Origin of the sequence: Azospirillum sp. OGB3 (genome assembly GCF_014192915.1) — a bacterium.
GTDB lineage: Bacteria > Pseudomonadota > Alphaproteobacteria > Azospirillales > Azospirillaceae > Azospirillum.
Genome location: NZ_JACHYN010000057.1, coordinates 1 through 2,109 on the forward strand (window position 1 = coordinate 1; position 2,109 = coordinate 2,109).

2 protein-coding genes are annotated in these 2,109 nt (G+C 52.7%); both read left to right on the forward strand.

Annotated elements, in window-relative coordinates; all coding sequences use genetic code 11:
• Positions 1 to 336: 336 nt before the first annotated feature.
• Positions 337 to 891 carry a non-canonical purine NTP pyrophosphatase gene (locus FHW79_RS32195; RefSeq protein ID WP_183182675.1) on the forward strand — a complete coding sequence of 185 codons (555 nt, stop codon included), beginning with the start codon at positions 337 to 339 and terminating at the stop codon, positions 889 to 891.
• Positions 888 to 1,682: an SIR2 family protein gene (locus FHW79_RS32200; protein ID WP_183182676.1), complete on the forward strand. Its 795-nt coding sequence runs from the start codon at positions 888 to 890 to the stop codon at positions 1,680 to 1,682. Before FHW79_RS32195 ends, FHW79_RS32200 begins: the two co-directional genes overlap by 4 nt.
• Positions 1,683 to 2,109 lie beyond the last annotated feature (427 nt).

The window sequence follows — 2,109 nt, forward strand, 5'->3', positions numbered from 1 at the left end:
GGCGCCTCAACGGCCTGTCCGCCCATCAGGCCATCTCACGCGCCCTCGCTGGTCAGCCGATCTTCGCCGCCTGACCAGCCCCCTGAGCAATTACCTGGGGCGGAAGCAAGGGCAACAGCCGACGCCACATCGCGTCGGTCAACATGGTTCTGGCCAGAACTCGTAATAATTGCGCATAGATCCGCCCTGCGCAAGCTTCTTCGGCGAAAAACCTAGCGTGTGCGCCAAAAAGTCGAATTATTTTATTGAAAAACAGCCATTTTGTGTGATAAGTCTTGGCTTGGCGTTTGTAAAATACTGAGCTATCTGGGGGCGTATATAGCTGGAGTTGAAAAGGTGCAAGTACGTTTCCTTTCAAGCAACGAGCACAAAATTCAGGAAGTCACAGACATTTTGAGGGGAATTGGGGTTGGCGTAAAAGCTGTGAACACCAAAATTGAGGAACTGCAAACTCAGGACGTTGATCGCTTGGTGCGCGACAAGGTGGTGAAAGCATACCGAGAGATCGGTCACCCTATCTTTGTTGAGCATACCGGCCTGAGCATTAGCCATCTGAATGGGTTTCCAGGCGGGTTGACGCAAATATTCTGGGACAGCATTAAGGCTGACAAATTCTCGGAGTTATTTGGTGCGTTGACTGACAACAAGGTTACGGCCACTACTGTTATCGCATACTGTGACGCCCGCAAGGTTTATACTTTTGAGGGGTCGGTTGAAGGTATTATTGCGCCGCATCCCAAAGGATCGAGGGACTTTCAGTGGGACTGTGTGTTCATTCCGATCGGATCGACCGAAACCTTTGCCGAAATGGGTAGTAGGAAAAATGATATATCAATGAGGCGAAAGGCGATCAATGAATTCGCGGAATTCCTAAGGAAGCCGGGCCGATGATGGACGATATTTCCAGTCTTGACCCAAAGAACGCCATGCTTTTCGTAGGGGCTGGCGTTTCGCGGAACCTTGGACTCCCCAATTGGTCTGAGCTTGTCGCGGAAATGGGCGTGCAGCTTGGCTTTGACAAAGAAGTTTTTTCGCTGTTTGGCGATCCTTTGACATTGGCCGAGTATTACCTAATTAACAAGAAGAGCATTGGCCCCTTGCGGAGTTGGATGGACCGTAATTGGCATCGGGATGACATTGATATCGCAACGTCTAGAGTTCACGAACTGATTGTCAAAATCGGGTTTCCAATCATCTATACCACAAATTACGACAGATGGATTGAAAAGGCGTTCGAACACCACAGGTGTCCTCATAGAAAAATTGTCAACGTCAATGACCTTGTTGCGTTGAAGGACGGCGAGACACAAGTCGTAAAGTATCATGGTGATTTCGATGATGATAGTACCATCGTCCTCGCCGAGTCGACGTATATGGACCGCCTACAGTTCGAATCGCCTCTAGATATTAAGTTGCGCGCTGATGCGCTTTCCCGATCAGTGATTTTCATCGGGTATAGCATGTCTGATATCAACCTTCGTTACCTATTCTATCGTCTCCATCGCACTTGGGAAAAGGCAAACCTTGGAGAGGCAAGGCCCCCGTCTTTCATTTTTATGGCTCGGCCGAATCCCGTTCAGGAGGTCGTGTTTAAGAAGCTAGGGATTATCCCCATCGTCGATGAGACTGGTGATCCTCAGGAGGGTCTTGTGCAGTTCCTACAGCAATTCGCCCGCCCCTAGGGCTCTTGGGTGAAGCTGATGGATTCCCACGTAAGCGACTTGGCGGTGACGCCGATCGGCTACCGAGTGTGGGCACACGCTCCGCCACCGCGACTCGTCGCCGAGGCATAGGATGCCGCCATAGTACTTCTGCAACCCGGCTCCGAGAGCTGCCTCCGGGTGGGCGGGTGACCGCGTCCATCGAAGCGCCACCGCAGTGCGACGCTGTTCGAGCGCTTTAAGGCTGGCGTGGCATGGGGCCAAGGCGCGAGATGGCATTGGAAGCGCAAGCCTTCCCATATGCTGTCGGAGATCGCCCCCGCGCCTGTGCCGGCCGTCGGGCAGACGCAATTTAGCATTACAGTTGCGATGGGACAGCCCTCCGTCTGTTGAACAGGCTTTGGGAGGTCGCCATGTCCGGTGTCGCGGTCGAGGACCTGCTGGGGCT